Source organism: Polyangium sp. 6x1, assembly GCF_029946515.1.
In the GTDB taxonomy this organism is placed as follows: domain Bacteria; phylum Myxococcota_A; class Polyangia; order Polyangiales; family Polyangiaceae; genus Polyangium.
In genome coordinates this window covers 114,001-130,829 of the sequence record NZ_JARZHH010000005.1, presented here as the reverse complement: position 1 = coordinate 130,829, position 16,829 = coordinate 114,001, and the positions used below count along the sequence as shown (strand labels likewise).

Annotated in this window: 13 protein-coding genes; 1 reads left to right on the top strand and 12 read right to left on the bottom strand. The window is 69.7% G+C overall.

Features of this window, described 5'->3' with window-relative positions; translation table 11 throughout:
• Window positions 1-60: 60 nt before the first annotated feature.
• From QHF85_RS07915 to QHF85_RS07875, 9 genes are all read right to left on the bottom strand, one after another.
• Window positions 61-1,062 carry a hypothetical protein gene (locus tag QHF85_RS07915; RefSeq protein ID WP_281326464.1) on the bottom strand — a complete coding sequence of 334 codons (1,002 nt, stop codon included), beginning with the start codon at window positions 1,060-1,062 and terminating at the stop codon, window positions 61-63.
• Complete coding sequence (locus QHF85_RS07910; RefSeq protein WP_281326463.1) at window positions 1,052-2,605, bottom strand: serine/threonine-protein kinase; 1,554 nt, start codon at window positions 2,603-2,605, stop codon at window positions 1,052-1,054. Before QHF85_RS07910 ends, QHF85_RS07915 begins: the two co-directional genes overlap by 11 nt.
• Window positions 2,606-2,667: 62 nt before the next feature.
• On the bottom strand, window positions 2,668-3,048 hold the full coding sequence (gene rbfA / locus QHF85_RS07905; protein WP_281326462.1) for a 30S ribosome-binding factor RbfA: 381 nt from the start codon (window positions 3,046-3,048) through the stop codon (window positions 2,668-2,670).
• A complete protein-coding gene (locus QHF85_RS07900; RefSeq protein WP_281326461.1) occupies window positions 3,045-3,425 on the bottom strand; it encodes a DUF503 domain-containing protein in 381 nt (126 codons plus the stop codon). The genes rbfA and QHF85_RS07900 overlap by 4 nt, the downstream gene beginning before the upstream one ends.
• Before the next feature lie 43 nt (window positions 3,426-3,468).
• The gene (infB, locus tag QHF85_RS07895; RefSeq protein ID WP_281326460.1) at window positions 3,469-6,720 is read right to left on the bottom strand and encodes a translation initiation factor IF-2; all 3,252 of its coding nucleotides are present in this window, start codon (window positions 6,718-6,720) and stop codon (window positions 3,469-3,471) included.
• A 30-nt stretch (window positions 6,721-6,750) separates the two neighbouring features.
• Window positions 6,751-7,644 (bottom strand): YlxR family protein, encoded by an 894-nt coding sequence (locus tag QHF85_RS07890; RefSeq protein ID WP_281326459.1) that lies wholly within the window; start codon window positions 7,642-7,644, stop codon window positions 6,751-6,753.
• A gap of 54 nt (window positions 7,645-7,698) precedes the next feature.
• On the bottom strand, window positions 7,699-9,351 hold the full coding sequence (gene nusA / locus QHF85_RS07885; RefSeq protein ID WP_281326458.1) for a transcription termination factor NusA: 1,653 nt from the start codon (window positions 9,349-9,351) through the stop codon (window positions 7,699-7,701).
• A gap of 24 nt (window positions 9,352-9,375) precedes the next feature.
• Complete coding sequence (gene rimP / locus QHF85_RS07880; RefSeq protein ID WP_281326457.1) at window positions 9,376-9,963, bottom strand: ribosome maturation factor RimP; 588 nt, start codon at window positions 9,961-9,963, stop codon at window positions 9,376-9,378.
• Between the two features lie 263 nt (window positions 9,964-10,226).
• Window positions 10,227-11,435 (bottom strand): NAD(P)-dependent oxidoreductase, encoded by a 1,209-nt coding sequence (locus tag QHF85_RS07875; RefSeq protein ID WP_281326456.1) that lies wholly within the window; start codon window positions 11,433-11,435, stop codon window positions 10,227-10,229.
• 112 nt (window positions 11,436-11,547) lie between these two features.
• Here QHF85_RS07875 and QHF85_RS07870 point away from each other — a divergent pair, with 112 nt between their 5' ends.
• The gene (locus tag QHF85_RS07870) at window positions 11,548-12,381 is read left to right on the top strand and encodes a VCBS repeat-containing protein (RefSeq protein ID WP_281326455.1); all 834 of its coding nucleotides are present in this window, start codon (window positions 11,548-11,550) and stop codon (window positions 12,379-12,381) included.
• On the opposite strand, the gene QHF85_RS07865 is transcribed toward QHF85_RS07870, so the two are convergent.
• The 3 genes from QHF85_RS07865 to QHF85_RS07855 form a co-directional block, all read right to left on the bottom strand.
• A complete protein-coding gene (locus tag QHF85_RS07865; RefSeq protein ID WP_281326454.1) occupies window positions 12,378-13,952 on the bottom strand; it encodes a hypothetical protein in 1,575 nt (524 codons plus the stop codon). The two genes, QHF85_RS07870 and QHF85_RS07865, sit on opposite strands and share 4 nt — an antisense overlap.
• A gap of 200 nt (window positions 13,953-14,152) precedes the next feature.
• Window positions 14,153-14,791, bottom strand: coding sequence for a hypothetical protein (locus QHF85_RS07860; protein ID WP_281326453.1), 639 nt, complete (start codon window positions 14,789-14,791; stop codon window positions 14,153-14,155).
• Window positions 14,792-14,826: 35 nt separating this feature from the next.
• Window positions 14,827-16,515: an FHA domain-containing serine/threonine-protein kinase gene (locus QHF85_RS07855; protein ID WP_281326452.1), complete on the bottom strand. Its 1,689-nt coding sequence runs from the start codon at window positions 16,513-16,515 to the stop codon at window positions 14,827-14,829.
• Between the last annotated feature and the right edge of the window lie 314 nt (window positions 16,516-16,829).

Sequence of the window (16,829 nt, the reverse complement as noted above, 5' to 3'; positions counted from 1 at the left end):
GGTCCAGGGGCGAAGAGCCCCTGGTCGGGTCCGGGGTGAAACCCCGGCGCTACGCTCCCCTCAGAACCGACCGACGATCCCAACTCCCGTTGGCCCGATGTTGAGCCGCACGGAGGTGGCTTCCGGGCTCTTCTTGGGCTCGCCGCCCGAGAGGAAAATTCCCGCGACGCCGACGCCCACGCCGACGACGGCGAGCGCGAAGGCCACGTTGGAGACGTTGGCCAGCGTCTTTGCGGAATCGTTCACGGGCGTAGCTTCGTCGAGTGCGGACTGCGTCGGGCACGTGCCTGCGGGGCAGAGATTTTCCACCGTGCCTGCGCGCGAGAGCGAGAGTGCGCCTGTCACGGCGCCTGCGATGAGCCCGGCGCCGCCGACGCCGAAGCCCACGTAGACAAGCGGTGAGAGACGCCGACTGGGTTTGTCGCTGCCGTCGTCTGCCGCTGCCGCGTCGCCGAGCGCGAGCTTGACCTGAAGCCGCTGCGCCTCTGCGATCTCGATCTCCTTCGACACGGGCGGCAGCCCCGTCGCTGCCGCGGAGACCTCGTGCTTGCCTGGGTTCACCGGCTGCGCTGCGCGCGCGGACTCGCTTGGTAAGAGCGTGCCGTCGATCTTCACCTCGACGGGCGCGCTCTCGGGCACGCCTTGCACGACGACGGTGAGCATTGGGAGGCGCGATTCGATCTGCGCGGCGAGCGCCTTCGCGGCTTCGCGTGCCTCGGTGAATGGCTTTGGCTCGCCGGGCTTCACGGGCAAGCGCGTGACCTCGAGCGCGGCTTTGTGGGCCTCGACGAGGTGACCGAGCTTCTCCTCGGTGCGCGCGACTTCGATGCCGGTCGACGGCACGCCCATGATCGCGTGCGCGGCGCGGTAGGCGCGTAGTGCGCCGGCGAAGTCCTTCTTCTCGACCTTGGCGTCGCCTTCGTCCATGAGCGCGCGCGCCATGTCGCGCTCGGTCTTCGTTTGCGCGAGCGCGACGGCGTCTGCCGCCAGGATCGTCGTGACGCCGAGGAGCCACGCGACGAGCGTCCTCCGCGCTCGCCTGCGTGCCCTGTCAGAACCCACGATCACGTTTCGTTTTCCCCGTGGAGATGGAGGTCGAGGTCGGCTTGACGGGCGCTGCGGATGCCTTCGCCGTCGCGGTCGGCGCCGTCGCGACGGGCTCGGGCGGCGTCGCGGCGGGCTCGATCGGCGTCGCGGCTGGCGTCGCGACGGGCTCGGGCGTGGGCGCTGGCGACGCGGCTTGCGTGGTCGGCTTCGGCGTCGCCTCGGTCGGGAGCGCGGCTGCCGCGTTTTCAGCTTCGGTCCCGTCTCCCTTCGTGAGCACGACGATCACGATCAGGATCAGCACGACGACGCCGAGCGCGCCCGACACCACTGTCACGAGCGCGCGCCGCCGCGACGAGCTCTTCCACTCGGCGTGCGTGACCGAGGAGCCGTGGAACGTCTGCAGCGGCGGCGGCGCGGCGGCAGCTCCGCTTGCGGACCACGGCGGCTCGACGGACGAGGGATACCGCCCTGAGCCTGTGGGCAACGCCGACTCCGCGAGCTGACCCGGCGGAGGCGTGGCGACCGCGGGACCGGTGCCCATCATCGGCGGCGGCGTCGCGCCCGAGACCCACGCAGCGCCCGAGGAAGAAGCGCCGCTCCCTGGCAGCGGCGTCAAGCTGCCCGGCGGCTGCGCCGTCGGGGCCGAACGCGGGACTGCGGTCGTCTCCAGCCGGAACGGCGACGTCGGCGGCGCATAGCCGCCCGCCGCGAGCGCCGACAGGAACGCATCCGCGAGCTCCTTGGCCGACTGGAACCGCTGCGCCGGATCCCGTGCGAGCGCCCGCAAGAACCACGCGTCGAGCGTCGGCATGAGCCCGGGTCGCCGCTGGCTCGGCGGCACGAAGCTGCCGCGCTCGATCGCGATGCACACGGCGCCGAGCGTCTCGCCCTGGAAAGGCACGTGCCCCGTGAGCGCGCGGTAGAGGACGACGCCCACCGACCACAGGTCCGCCCGATGATCCACGCGCCGCGCGCTCAGGATCTGCTCGGGGCTCATGTAGTGCGGCGTGCCCACCATCGCGCCCGTGCCCGTCATGCCGTCGAGGCCTTCGCCCTCGGGCGTCGCGTGCTTGGCGATCCCGAAGTCGAGCAGCTTCACGAACAGCTCGCCGTCCTGATCACACAGGAAGACGTTGTCGGGCTTCATGTCCCGATGAACGATGCCGAGCCCGTGCGCCTTCGAGAGGGCGCGCGCGATGTGCACGACGACCGTGGCCGCCTCGTCGAGCCCGATCGTGCCGATCTTCGAGAGCCGCATGCGAAGGTCCTCGCCTTCGAGCAGCTCCATCACGATGTACGGGGTGCCGTCGGGCGTGATGCCGTGATCGAAGACCTGAACGACGTTCGGGCTCTTGATCTGCGCGCTCGCCATGGCTTCGCGCGTGAAGCGAGCCACGTACTCCTGGTCCTGCGCGAGGCGCTCGGACATGAACTTCACGGCGACCTGCGTGCGCAGCGTCAGGTGCTCTGCGAGCCACACGCTGCCCATACCGCCGCGCTTGAGCGGGCGAAGCAGACGCACGTTGGTACCGACGATCGCGCCGGCCGAAAGGCTCACGGCGCGGAGAATACCACGGCATCCGCTGCGGTGAGCCTCATTCGACGGTCCGAGGCGCCGCGTCAGCCCTTCTGTCGCCCCTCGTCGTCCATCCGGATCTCGCGCAGGATCTCCTCGACGCGATACGCGCTGTCCTGGCCCGTGTCGTAGATGAACTTGAGATCCGGCGCCCGGCGAAGCTGCACGGCCTTGCCGACGTCGCGCCGGAGCCGTCCCCCGGCCGCCTCGAGCCCCTTCAGCATCGACCGGCGCTCTGGTTCGCCCGGAGCCGCGCCGAGCTCGTGCCGCACGAAGATCCGCGCCGTCTGCAGATCGTCGGTCATCTCCACGCGCGAGATGAGCACACCGGCGAGGCGCGGATCCGCCATGTCCCGCAAGAGCGCCGCGAGCTCCTCTCGGACCCGCGCCGCCACCCGAGCCGACCGCAATCCCTGTCCACTCACGCGGATTCCCCTTCGTCGTCGTCGTCGTGGTCGTGGTCGAGCTCGCCGAGCATCTGCTCGATCCCGCCCACGACCCCCCGACCGCCCTCGCCGAAGCTCACGATCTCGCTCGCCCGATCGGCCAGCAGAGCGTCGGGCAGCGTGGAGGCCATGCTCACCACGCTCGAGATCATCTGGTCGCAGACCGTGTGCGAGTTCGACACGACCGCGACCCCGAGGGTGGCGTGCCGCGGATCGTCGAGAACCCCGACCTCCGCGACAGCCACCTTCAGCCGTCCTTGCACCCGCTCCTTGAACGAGCGGACGACGCTCCGTTTGTCCTTGAGCGACCGCGCCCCGGGCACATCCAACCTCAGCCTCAACACACCAACAAACATCGTCGTTCGCCGGCGCTACCCGGGTCCGCGGTCACCCCGAAGCTCAGGTGAGCTTCGTCTTGACCTCTTCGATCTCGAAGGACTCGATGACGTCGCTTTCCTTGAGGTCCTGGTAGTTCTCGAGCGAGATACCGCACTCGAACCCCTCGGCCACCTCTTTCGCGTCGTCCTTGAAGCGGCGCAGGCCCGAGAGCTTGCCCGTCCAGACGACGACGCTGTCGCGGATGAGCCGCGCCTCCGCCGTCCGCTTCACGAGTCCGCTCGTCACCATGCAGCCGGCGACGGTGCCGATCTTCGCGACGCGGAAGACCTGACGAACCTCCGCCCGGCCGAGCTGCTTCTCGACCTTCGTGGCAGGCAGGAGGCCTTCCATCGCGGAGCGGATGTCGTCGACCGCGTTGTAGATGATGTTGTAGAGCCGGATCTCGACGCCCTCGGTCTCGGCATGGCTGGCGGCCTTGCCCGCAGGCCGGACGTTGAATCCGACGATGATCGCCTTCGATGCGACCGCCAGGTTCACGTCGCCCTCGGTGATGCCACCGACGCCCGCGTGCACGATCGTGACCTTGACCTTCTGCGTCGAGAGCTTCGAGAGCGCATGCGTGATGGCCTCGACCGAGCCCTGCACGTCGCCCTTCACGATGAGCTTCAGCTCGAGCTGATCGATCTCCGCGAGGCGCGAGGTGAGGGTCTCGAGCGACACCGCCGAGCTCTGCGGGATGAGCGACTTCGACGCCTTCTTGCGACGCGTCTCCGCGATCTCCTCCGCCGTCTTGGCGTCCTTCACCGCGTGCACCGGATCACCCGCGCTCGGCACCTCGTTCAAGCCGAGCACCTCGACCGGCGTCGCCGGACCCGCGCTCCCGACCGATCGGCCGAGCTCGTCCGTCATCGCCCGGACCTTACCCCACACGCTGCCGGCGATGATGATGTCGCCCGTGCGCAGGGTGCCGTCCTGGATCATGACGCGCGCGACCGGGCCGCGGCCGCGATCGAGCAGCGCCTCGATGACCGTCGCGCTCGCGCGGCGCTTCGGGTAGGCCTTGAGCTCGAGGATCTCGGCCTGCAGGATGATCGACTCGAGGAGCTGGTCGATGTTCTGCCCGGTCTTCGCGGACACGTGCATGAACATCGTCTGGCCGCCCCACTCCTCCGGCTGAAGCCCGAGGTTCGCGAGGTCGCGCTTGATCTTGTCGGGATCCGCGCCCGGCTTGTCGATCTTGTTCACCGCGACGATGATCGGCACCTTCGCGGCCTGCGCGTGCGAGATCGCCTCCTTGGTCTGGGGCATGACGCCGTCGTCCGCCGCGACCACGAGCACTACGATGTCCGTCAGCGAGGCGCCGCGAGCGCGCATCGCCGTGAACGCCTCGTGACCCGGCGTGTCGAGGAACGCGATCGTCCCACGCGGCGTCTCGACGCGGTACGCGCCGATGTGCTGCGTGATGCCGCCCGCCTCGCCCTCGGCCACGCTGGCCTTGCGGATCCGGTCGAGCAGCGACGTCTTGCCGTGGTCGACGTGACCCATGACCGTGACGATCGGCGGCCGGGCCTCGAAGTCGAGATCGGCCTCGGACTCGACGCGCGTCGCGTCCTCGAGCGTCTGGGTCTCGCTGACCGCGACGTCCTCGACGCTCCAGCCGAACTCGCTCGCGATGATCTTCGCGGTGTCGGCGTCGAGCGTCGAGTTGATGTTCACGCCCGTCATCCCCATGCTGAGGAGCTTCAGGAGAACATCGGTCGACTTCACGCTCATCTTGCCGGCGAGCGCCTGCAGGCTGACCTGCTCCTCGATTTTGACGACCTTCTTGTGGGAGGCCATCTCCTGCGTGGAGACCTGCGCCGGGCCGCGCCGCTGCTGGATCGGAGGCCCACCCGGACGACCCCGGAAGCCGCCCATGCCCGGACGCTGCGGGCCGCTGCGCGGTCCGCCCGGTGCCCCCGGACGACCCGCCTGCGGGCCGAAGCCCGTGCCAGGCCGACCCGGCTGCGGCGCCTGGGCGCGCGGATCGTAGGTCGTGCGGCGCGGCGTGCTCGTGCGCTGCGCGGCCGGCATCGGGACGCCGGGGCGGCCCTGCCACACGTCGATGCCCGTCTTCGGCGGGGACGACGGACGCGGCGGGACCGAGGACGGCGTGTCCGAAGGCTTGCGCGCCGGCGGCACGGACGACGCAGGCGCCGTGCGAGCCGGAGGCGGCGCGCTCGGCGGCGGCGTACGACCCGGGCCCGGTGCGGGCGAGCGCGTCGTGACCGGAGGCGGCGTCGTGGGCTTCGACGGCCCCTGCGGCGCCCCACCGGCCCGTTGCGGTTGCTGCGGCTGCGGCGGAGCCGCCGCCGGCTTCGGCGCCTCGGAAGGCGCAGGCTTCGCCGGCTCCTCGGCCTTCTTCGGCGGCTCGGCGGCCGCCTTCGGGGCGGGCACAGGCTCCGCCGCCTTCGGCGCAGGCGTCGTCGCCGGAGCAGCCGGCGGCGCGGGCGGGGCCTTCGGGGCCTCGACAGGCGCTGCGACCTGCTTGGCAGGCTCCTCGGCCTTCGGCGCCTCGGCTGCCTTCGGCGCAGGCGCGGGCTCGGCCGCCTTGGGAGCGGGCGCGGGCTCGACCGGGGCCGGAGCGGCCTTCGGGGCCTCGGCGACGGCCGCGGGCGCAGGCGCGGGCTTCGGAGCCTCGGCCGGCGGCGTGGGAGCCGCCTCCACGGGCTTCGGCGCGGGCGCCTCCGGGGCCTTCTCGGCGACGGGCTTCGCGGGCTCCGCAGCCGCGACCGGAGCCGGAGCGGGGGGCGGCGCAGGCGGAGCAACCTCGCGCGCCTCCTTCGCTTCACGTTCCACCGGCTGGGCGGGCGCCGTCTGCGTCGCTGCGGGCTTCTCGGGAGCGGGCGCGGGAGCAGGCTTCGCGGCCTCGACGACCGGCGCCGGTGCTTGCGCGGTCCTCGGCGCGGCGGGCGTCGTCGCCGTCGACGTCGGGCTCGTCGGGGCGGGAGCGGCGGATGGAGCGGAGGCGCGCGCGGGCGGAACGGCAGGAGCGGCGGCACGTGCGGGGGTCGTCGTCGGCTCGGGGCCGGAGGTCTCGCCCTCGGCGCCCCGCGCACGGCGCTTCACGACCGTCGGACGGATCCGTTCCTCGACCACCTCGGGCGCCTTTTGCCGCTCCAGATGGCGCTTCACGCGCTCCACCACATCGCTCTCGACCGCGCTCATGTGGTTGCGCACGTCGCCGATACCCATGGACTGGAAGAGCGCGACCAGCGTCTTCTGATCCATGTTGAGCTGTTTAGCGACCTCGTACACCCGAACTTTGCTCATGCACCTCGCTCCAGTAACGACAAACCCGACTCACCCGTCCGCACGACGATCCTGACCGGACCGCGCCCCATCACCCTCGATCCCGCCGCCCGCATCCTTCGGCGTGGACCTGGACTCCTGCCCGGTACCACCGGGGCGCCTCGCATCATGGCGCTTGCGGCCCGCCGCCGCACCCTCGACGGGTGATGCAGCGAGCGCGGAGGCCGCTTGTACGGCCTCCCGGAGCGCCGCCGCGATCCGATCATCCTTGATCGCCACGACGGCGAGCCCTTCCGCGCGCTTCGATGACGCAGCGGCAGAGCACAACGTAGCCAAAACTTTCTTCGTCCCCCAGGCGACCGCGCGCCCCTCGGAGACCGCCCGACGCACGGCCGAGAGCTCCGATCCCGCAGCCGCGTCCGTCGCGACCACGATGAGCTCCGCTTCGTCCCGCACGTCGGCGCCCGTCACCGCATCCGCCCCGAGCGCGACCTTGCGCGCCCGGGCCGCCGCGACCACGAGCCCCTGCACCCGCCTGTCCAGCCCGCGCACGATCGCTCGGGAGAGCGAGCTCGCGTCGAGCGGGACGAGCTTGCCCGACGGCGCCGTCTCCGACGCCGCCTCTTCGCCCGGCTGCTCGGGCGCCTCGTCCCAGAGCAGGCTCACCTTGCCTTTGGCCGCGCGCGAGAGCCCCCGCTGCGCCGCCTTCTCGACGCACGACGGCCTCGGGTGCACGTGCGCGCCGCGGCCGAAGCCGCCGCCCGCCGCGTCCACCGCGACCTCGCCGCCGGGGCCGAGCACGAGACGGACGAGCACGGACGGAGCCGCCCCGGAACGCGGGACTTCCACCCGCTCTCCGCAGCCGACACACGTGCGCACCCGAGACGAACCTTCCCGGTCCGCCTGCGGCGTCGCTCGTGCTGTGTCTGTCCGTGCTTCCACCATCGTCCGTTTCGTTCTCTCGGTGTGGCTCGTTCACGAAGAGCGAGCCGCGCCCTCTTACGCCTGCTTTGTCGAAGCCGCCACTGCGGCGCGCCTCGCGTCTGCGCGGCCCGCCTCGAGCACCTTCTGCTCGCTCTCCACGAAGTCCCGCGCCCCCTGCCGGATGGCCCGGGCTTTCTTGATGCCGAGGCCCGTCCGGATGGCCAGCCGGTCCTCGTCCTCGCGGAGAATGTCCTCCACGGTCTTGTAGCCCGCCTCTTCGAGAAGGCCCACGGTCCGGTCGCCGACGCCGCGAATGAACATCAATCGTTCGCGATCCGTGAGCGCCTCGGTCCGCATGCTCGCGGCTCGGATGCGCTCCTGACGCAGCCGCTCCATGGTCGTATCGGCCTGCGCCTTGATCCTCTCGGCCACCTCGGCGCCGCCGAGCCCGGGGATCGCCGCGAGCTCCTCGGCGGCCGCCTCGCTGACCTCCTCGAGCGCCCGGAAGCCGAGCCGGTACATCGACTTCGCGATCGACTCGGACACGCCGTCGATCTGCTGGAGCGCGTGGATCGCCTCCTCCTCCATCTGCTTGAACTTGGACTCGCTGATGATGTCGAGCTTCCAGTTCGTGAGCTGCGCGGCGAGCCGGACGTTCTGGCCCTTCCTGCCGATTGCGAGCGAGAGCTTCTCGTCCGGCACGACGAGCTCCATGCGCCCGTCTGCCTCGTCGACGATGACCTTGTGCACCTCGGCCGGCTGGATCGCCGCGATGACGTACCGCGCCGGATCCCGATCGAACGGCACGATGTCGATCTTCTCGCCGCGAAGCTCCTGCACGACCGCTTGCACGCGCGAGCCCTTCATGCCGACACACGCGCCCACCGGATCGACGTCCGCGTCGCGCGACGTCACCGCGATCTTCGAACGAGCGCCCGGCTCGCGCGCGACCGAGACGATCCGCACGATGCCCTCGTAGATCTCGGGCACCTCGGCCTCGAAGAGCTTCTCCACGAGGCGCGGATCGGAGCGCGACAAGATCACCTGCGGCCCGCGCGCCTCGCGATCGATGTCCTTCACGTAGGCGACGATGCGATCGCCGGGACGGTACGTCTCACGCGGCGTCTGCTCGCGGAACGGCAGGATCCCTTCGGTCTTGCCGATGTCGACGATGATGTTGTTGCCCTTCTCGAAGCGGCGAACGATGCCTCGGATGAGCTCGCCCTTCCGGTCCTTGTACTCGTTGAAGATGAGGTCGCGCTCGGCGTCGCGGACGCGCTGCAGGAGCACCTGCTTCGCCGTCTGCGCGGCGATGCGGCCGAACGTCGTGCGCCCGGCCTTGAGCTTCAGGATGTCTCCGAACTCCTTGTCCTGCTCGCGCGCCTTCTCGGCGTCCTCGGGACGCCAGAAGACCTGAAAGCCGAGCTCCTCCCCGAGCGTCGCGTCGAGCTTGTGCTTCTCCACGTCGGCGAGCGAAATCTCGCGCTCCGGCTCGGCCACGTCCTCGACGACGGTCATGTACTGGAAGAGGTCGACCTGGCCGCTGTCCTCGTTGAACCGCGCCTCGAGCTCACGCGTCGGCCCGAAGACGCTCTGGGCCGCCTTCAAGATCGCCGCCTCGATCGTCTCGACGAGGATCTTCCGGTCGATGCCCTTCTCCTTCGCGACCTGCTCGAGGATCGCCCCGAGGCTCGTATCGACGGTGGGCGCCGCTCCCATCGTTGCCATGGCTGCTCGCTCTCCTGATCTCAACTACCGGTTACCGCTTTGCTTCGACTTGCCCGCGCGCGTGCTCTTCTTCTGCTTCTTCGGCTGCGTCACGAGCTCGAACACGAGACGCGCCTCCACGACTTCCGCGAAAGGCGCTTCGATCCGCTTGCCGTCGACGACGACGGCGATCTTGTCGTCCGGCGCCTCCGCCAGCTCGCCGCGTAGGAGGCTCTGGCCGTCGGGCGCCGGCCGAGCGAGCTTCACACGCGCCAATTTGCCGCGGAATCGCTGGAAATCCGTAAGACTCTTCAAGCGCCGCTCGAGCCCGGGTGAGGACACCTCGAGGCTGTAGTGGTGCGGGATCACGTCGTCCTCTGTGTCGAGCGCCGTCGAGACGTCCCGCGAGACGTCGGCGCAGTCCTCCAGCGACACGCCGCCAGCCGGATCCGATGAGTCCTGCAGCCCCTCGCGCTCGATCGTCAGGCGCAAGGTCCAGGTCCCCTGGTCGGTGAACCACTCGACATCCACGAGCACCACGCCATGCGCCCCCAGCACGGGGCCGACGGCCGCGCGGATGCGGTCGAAATCGATGGTCTTGTTGCTGGTTTGCTCGTTCGACGCTTGCTGCATGCCTGAGAGGACGGGCGCGAGGCCCCGCGCGGCGGAGGACCGTTTCGACTGGGCGCCCGCTGCGCGAGGGCCCAAGCGAAAAAAAAAAGAGCCGATTCCCAAACTTGGGAATCCGGCTCCGCGGATCCGCCTAGTTTTGTCGGGGTGACTCTAAACGAACCTGGGCGGATACGCAAGGGGGCATGGACGCCCACCGCGCACGAACGAAAAGCCCAGGAAAATCCGCTGTGAAGCGGCCTTCCGGGTGGGCAGGCGTGGCCTCGCTAGGCGAGGTTCGGCAACGATACCACGTCCACGTGCAGGACCTCGTCGAACGCCGCGATTTCTTTCATGCAGGCGTCGCTCGGCCGTCCAGAGACGCGCATCTTCGTACACGTCGCGAGCGCGCCGTCGAAGACGGTGTTCGAGATCTCCTCGATGTTGATGCCGTGACGCTTGAGCACGCTCAGCGTGTTCGCCAGGACGCCCACCTTGTCGAGCATGCGAATCACGACGACGTAACGCGCAGGCGAGGTGGCGCAGATGTTCACCACGTTCGGCACGGTCTCCTCGGTCATGAAGGCGCGGATGATGCGCGCGGTCTCCATGGCGATCGCCCGCTGCGCTTGCTCGGTCGACGCGCCGATGTGCGGCGTCCCGTAGACGATGCCCCTGCCGAAGATGCGCGGCTCGATCGTGCCCGTGCCGCGATCGGGTTCGTTCGGGAACACGTCGAGGCCGACACGCAGACCCTTCTTCGCGATGACGTCCTCGAGCGCCTCGTAGTCCATCACCTCGCTGCGCGCGGTGTTCACCACGATCGCCCCGTCCGGCAGCGCTTCGAGCACGCTGCGACCGACGATGCCGCGCGTGCGGCTGTCGAGCGGGAGGTGAATCGTGAGCACGTGCGAGCGCGACGCGAGCTCTTCGAGGCTGCGAGCGAAGCCGACGTCGAGCCGCTGCGCCTTGTTCTGCGAGAGCGAGCGCGACCAGGCATGCGGCTCGAGGCCGAAGCCACGCGCGCGGTTCAGCACCTCGCGACCCACGGCGCCGAGCCCCGCGACGCCGATGCGCCGGCCGTAGAGCCCTTCCGCCTGCGCGTAGCGGGTCTTCTCCCACTTGCCCGCGCGCAGATCCGTCGTCGCGTCGACGATGCGGCGATCGAGCGCGACCACGAGGCCCATCGTCAGCTCGGCGACGGCGATCGCGTTCTTGCCGGGACAGTTCGCGACGTAGACGCCACGCGCGCTTGCCGCGGCGACGTCGATCGTGTTCACGCCAGCGCCCGCGCGCACGATGAGGTTGAGCTGGCGGCCCGCCTCGATGGCGCGCGCCGTCACCTCCGTCGAACGGACGACGAGAATGCCGATGCCCTCGAGGGCCGCAGGCAACGTCTCTTTGGTAAGCTCCGGGCGGGAAATGATCTCGACACCCAGGATGCGGAGCTCCTCGAGTGCCTGGGTGTCCATCTTGTCGGCGATCAAGAGGCGCATGCGAGGGCGAACGGTAGCAGAAAAGGCAGCGCGGTTGTTCGTCCTCGTGGCGTCGATCGGTTTCTCGGGGTGCACCTCGGATCACCAGGTCTCGCCCTGGGGAGGCGGAGAAATGCCCCCCATCACGGCGTTCGCCGCGGCGCCCGACATCGAGGCGCAGCTCTCCACGATCGACGCGGAGATCCGGCCCCTCGACCTGCAAAAGACGTCGGAGATGCGCGCCAAACTGCCGCGCGGAGGGGGCCCCGTCGTCGTGCGAGGATACGAAGGCGTCGACATCCTCGGAAGAAAGACCTTCGCGGTGCGAGCCGCCACGGTGCACGGCGTGGTGCTGGCCGTGGGCCCACGCGATGCGAGTGAGCACGCGACGGAGCTCGTCCCCGCGCTCGTGCCCGGCGCGAGCGGCGGCTACGAGGATGGCGCGTTTCGCGCGCTCACGGATCTCAACGGGGATGGAACGCTCGACGTGGTGCTGCGCGGAAGCGGTGGCGCGCTCGAGGTGCACCAGATCCTGCCGACGGGCTCGGCGCAGTACGAGGTCGAGATGTCGCTCGTGCCGACGGAGGTCGCCGACGTCGACGAGGACGGACACCTCGATCTCGTGGGTCGGCTCGCCGTGTCCGCGGACGATCCGATCCGGCCCGCGTTCCTCTCGGTCGCGACGTTCGAGGCGGGGCGATATCGCGCGCGCTCGAAGGCCGCGATCGCGTTTCACGCGCGACGCGCCGACGCGCCGCTCCGAACGCCGAAGGACGAGGTCGCGTCGATGGACGACGTGACGCGCGGAAGGCGCGCGCTCGAGCAGGCATGGCACGCGATCCACGCAGGTCTCGATCGCGCGGCGACGCTGGAGGCGCTCCAGAAGGAGCCGGTACCGGCGTCGCTCCGTGCGTCGTTCGACGCGCACGTCGCGCGGATCCGATCGGCGCCGGCCGCGCAGCGCTAGAAGTCGCTCGCGCGCAGCGGGACCTGCGGCATCAGGAACGCCTGCTGGAACGTGAGGACGACCTGCCCCGGGAACGGTCCCTCGGGGGCGAACTCGCGCGTCAAAGGAAAGCCCCAGTCGACGCGCATGACGGAGCGATCGAGCTGCGGGAAGACGGCACGCAAGCCCACGCCGACCGAGTGCTTCATGCGCATCTCCTCGAAGCCGTCGAAGGCGTCGCCGGCGTCGAGGAACGCGACCGGGCCGAGCTGGAACGAGAAGAGCTGGAAGGGGCGCACGCGGAACTCGAGGTTGTACGAGAGCACGTCGGCGCCGATGTACGCGAGCGTCGTGTAGCCGCGGAGCCGCGTGTCGCCGCCGAGCACGGAGCGTCGGTTCATGTAGTTGCGGAAGCGACGGAGGAGGCGGGCGTCGAGGACGAGGCGGCCAACGCCCGTGCGCGGCGACTGGATCCGCGCGCCGGCCTCGAGCGAGGCGTCCGCGATGCGCTCCGGCTCCATCTCGACGACGGTCTCGGCGAAGACGCGCGCGATGCCGTCGCCCATCGGCGCCGTGTAGCTCGCCGAGGCCGTGGCGCCGAAGAAGTCGCGGGTCGATCCGATGCCGGCGAAGACCGGGTAGACGCGCAGGATGAGGTCGTGGCCGAGCCGGATGTCCTCTTGCAAGCCGAGCGTGTTGAAGTCGAGCACGCGCATGAACCGCGTGGAGTAGGCGCGCACCTGGGCGAAGGGGCCGATGCGCGTGTCGCTGCGCGGCACGGCGAACGCGACGAACTCCTGCGCGGCGTCAGGCGCGTATCGAGAGAGGTCGTCCTGGCGATAGACGCGGCGACTCACCTCGGCGCCCACGCTGACGTCGTATTTGTTGCGACGTCCGAAGGATCGCGTGAGCGTGTACGAGCCCGCGAGGACATCGGCGCGGTAGCGGAAGGGGATCGCGTCGTCCTGCTCGGTGGACTTCGCGTCGAAGGCGGCGAGGCGGCCTCCGACGTAACGACGATCGATCTCGTAGCGCCACGCGATCTGCGCGAGGTACGACCACTCGGCGCGGGTGGAGTAGAGGGGCTGGCCGTAGTTGAACGAGCCGAAGGAGCCCTCGGGCTTGCCGCTCTCGCGGTTCCACACGACGTTGCCCTCGGCCTTGAAGAGGATGCGGCTGCCGCCGACGCGCGGGATCGAGTAGCGCGCGCCGAGGGCGTACGTCTCGGGCTGGAAGTACGCCTGCACGAGCGCGGAGTGGTGCGTGCCGAAGAGGTTCTCTTCACTCGGCTGGACGAGCAGATACTCGAGGCGGCCGGAAGCGAAGCGGTAGCCGAGTCCGACGCGCAGGCTCCAGACGTCCTTCGTGACGACGACGAGCCGCACGCGATCGGGCGTGCTGCCGCGTGCCGCGAACACGAGCACGAGCGAGAACTGCGGGATGTTGCGGAGGTTTCGGCCCGTCTCGTCGGCGGCCTCCTGCTTGTACGGTTGCCCCGGCTCGAGGAGGACCTCGCGGCGGACGATGTACTTGCGCGTCGTGGCGTGGAAGATGTTGAGGAAGTTCGGGACCGGATCGCGCTGCTCGATCACGTCGAGCGTGACGATGTCGACCGCCTCGATGGTCTTGCCTTCGGGCGACTCGTCGGCCGTCTTGCCCTGCGCCGCGAGGACCGCCTTGATCGTCTCGCGCTCGTACGGCGAGTACGCGGGCGGCGGCGGTGGTTCGTCGCTCTCCTCGGCCGCCTTCGCGAGGGACGAGGAGAACGACGAAACGAGGAGCGCCGCGAGGGCTAGAGCGAGAGCTTGTCCGCGGGCGGATACGTCGCGACGACGTTCACCTTGTAGCGGACGTACTGGTGCGGGATCGTGGGCCAGTCGGGCTTCGGCATCGCGCGCTTGACGCAGCGGAGGAGCTCCTTCGCTTTCTCGCGCTTGATGCTCGACGACTTGCCGACGAAGAGGTTCGTCTTCTTCGTGCGGAAGTCCATCTCCATCACGAAGCTCACGGTGGTCTGTGACTTTCCGGTGGGCGCGCACGCTGTGTTCTCGCGGATGGCACGGGCGAGGCCGTCCTCGAAGAAGGTAACGTGATCGCACCGCTCCGGTGGGGTCTTCCCGGGCCCCGGGTTCTCACAACGAATCGTGGTGAACGAGGAGAGCGTGACCGGCGGCGGGCCCGCGTCGACCACGAAAACGGGCGCGCTCGCGTCGAGCGGCGTGCCTGCGTCCGCGACGGCAGCGTCGGCCGAAGGGATCGAGTCGGGCCGCGGGCCGCGCCAGAGATACAAAGGAACGGCGACGAGGATCATCCCCGCGACGAGCGCGAAGATGATCTGCATGCGCACCGGCCGCTCGCCCCCGCCGCGACCAAGGTAGCGGTACGGGGACGGCTGCGACGGCGGGCTCGACGACAGCGGGGGCCTGATCATCGTCGGCCGATGCTCTTCACCGGGAGAACACGGGGTTAATCGAGGAGGGTCCGGGCCGGTCGACCCGGCTCGCCCTTGACGATGGTGGCGGTGAGCTCGAGCGAGTCCGGCAGCGTGCCTTGCACCTGCGAGAGGACTTGCTCGACGACGTGGCGGGCCTCTTCGAGCGAGTGACCGACCATCGAGACCACGAACTTGAGCGGCCCGGTGCGACCGGCGACGACGGGCGTGAGGCTCAGCATGAGCATCTCCGTCAGGTCGACGACGCGCTGGGCAGCCTTGCGCAGCGCGAGCATCTCGAGGATCGTCGGCCGCTCGCTCACCTGCCGGTTCGGGCCGCGCAGCTCGTAGCGCGCGACCTGCACGTTCACCTCGGCCCACTCGGCGAAGAGCCCGTCCTCGTCGATGGCCTTCATGAGGTGCTCGCGCACGAGCAGGCCCGTGAGGCCGTCGCGCTTCGCGAGGTACTGCCGCGCGCGCTTGTGCGAGGGCGACTCGGGGCCGAAGCTGACGAGCTTCAAGCGGCACTCGCCGACCTGGACCTCGCCGTTGTGCATGAAGGTGATCTGGCTCTTGCGCTCGAAGCCGAACTCCGCGTAGCTGCCGTTCGTGCTGCCGAGGTCCTCGATCGTCCACGAGCCCGACTGGCAACGGAGCAGCGCGTGCTGGCCGCTCACCGTGGCCTCGGGGATCACGAGGTCCTGATCGGCGCGACGGCCGAGCGTCATGATCGGTTTGTCGAGGGGCAGGATCTGCCCGACGATCTCCGGCGCGTTCGTCGCGTACGTGATGAGGAGCGACTGGGCGCCGGGCGTGAACGCGGCCGTCTGGGCGCGGCCCGGCGGAGGCCCTGGCTCGAGGCGCTCGCGCGGGAGCTGGATCGGGCTCGTCGTGAGCTGCGTCGGGTTGAAGAACCGGAGGTGACGCGCCTGCGGGCGCATCGTCGGATCTTCGTTCATGCCGCGGAAGATCTGCTTGACCTCGTCGGTCGCGAGACCCGCGGGCACGTCGAACATGATCTGCTGGCGCATGGGCCGCGCGCGCGGCTTGTAGCCCGGCTCGGGGACGCGACAGGTCCACATCTCCCAGAGCGTGAGCACCATGGCGTAGACGTCGTCGTCGACGCTGGCGCCGCCGTTGCGCAGGCGCTCGGGCGACATGTAGTTCGGCGTGCCGCCGTCCGGGGGCGCCCCGGGCCTGCGCGCCGAGGCGCGGGCGCGCTCCTGCGCGAAGCCGAAGTCGAGGATGACGGTGCGGCCTTCGCTCACCATCACGTTGCCCGGCTTCAGATCGCCGTGCACGAGCCCCTGCGCGTGGATGGCCGCGAGGCCGCTGCACACCTCCGCCGCGATCTTCCGGAACTCGTCGGCGGTGTAGCCGCCTTGCGCTTTCTTCTTCCGGATGTGCGTGTGGAGGGTTTGTCCGGCGATCTTCTCCATCACGAGGATGGGGCCCCAGAGGCTCGGGGCGAGATCGAAGACCTTGCAAACGTTGGGATGGGCGACCGATCGCGCGAGCAAGAGCTCTTGGCGCAGCGCCTCGTCGTCGCCGGGCATGCGCGATTCCTCGCGCACGACCTTCAGCGCGACCTCTTGCTGCGTCGATCGGTCGAATGCGAGGAAAACCTCGCCCATGCCACCCTTGCCGAGGCTTTGTCGGATTTCGTATCGGTCGTTGATGACCGTTCCGGGAGTGATCGGGGGGGGAGGAGTTCTGTTGGTCACGACGAGAAGAGGGTCAGCCGCCTCGTTGCCCAGTGGGTCGAGACGGTGCTGGTTTCCCACAAGCGTCGTCCATCTCGGGCGAGAGCGCAACGAGTCCTTTTCAAGAACGAAAACCTTCCCGCGCGGACAAGCGTTTTCCGGGGTTTTGGGGTCGGTCCGGGCCCACCACGTGGCCCGGGTGGCCCGTCGCCCCTCTCGCACGTACCCCCCTCCACGCCCCTTTGTGGCCCCCCCGTGGTCGCCGCCCCACGCCCGTGAGGCCACCGAGGGAACGAGCGCTCCGGTCGATGAACCTCTTCTTGACTGCACGCTCG